The organism is Mesorhizobium sp. GbtcB19 (assembly GCF_019091085.1).
Lineage (GTDB): Bacteria > Pseudomonadota > Alphaproteobacteria > Rhizobiales > Rhizobiaceae > Mesorhizobium.
The window spans coordinates 1-257 of sequence record NZ_JAGXJY010000320.1 but is presented as its reverse complement, the minus strand read 5'-3'; the positions used below and the strand labels follow the sequence as shown (position 1 = coordinate 257).

Annotated in this window: 1 protein-coding gene; it reads right to left on the bottom strand. The window is 67.3% G+C overall.

Annotation, left to right across the window (positions count from 1 at the left end; translation table 11 throughout):
• Positions 1-257: adenine deaminase C-terminal domain-containing protein (locus KVT37_RS32410; protein ID WP_306797045.1), on the bottom strand; the 257-nt coding region annotated here is incomplete at both ends.

Genomic DNA, 257 nt, shown 5'->3' with positions numbered 1-257 from the left:
CCCCACGTCCACCAGACCGACGTCCGAGATCCTGAGCTCCGGAATGACCACCAGCGCCAGCAGGGAGTGCTGCATATAGGCGTTGTTGAGCGAGCAGCCGACCTTGCGCATCGCCCCGGTGAGCTGCTCCGCCTTCGCCGCGACGATCTCTGCGCGTTCGTCGGACACCAGGCCGGCGATCGGCATCTCGACCAGCGCCAGTTCCTTGCCCTTGGAGTAGACCACCACCCCGCCGCCCACCTCCCCCAGCCTGTAGC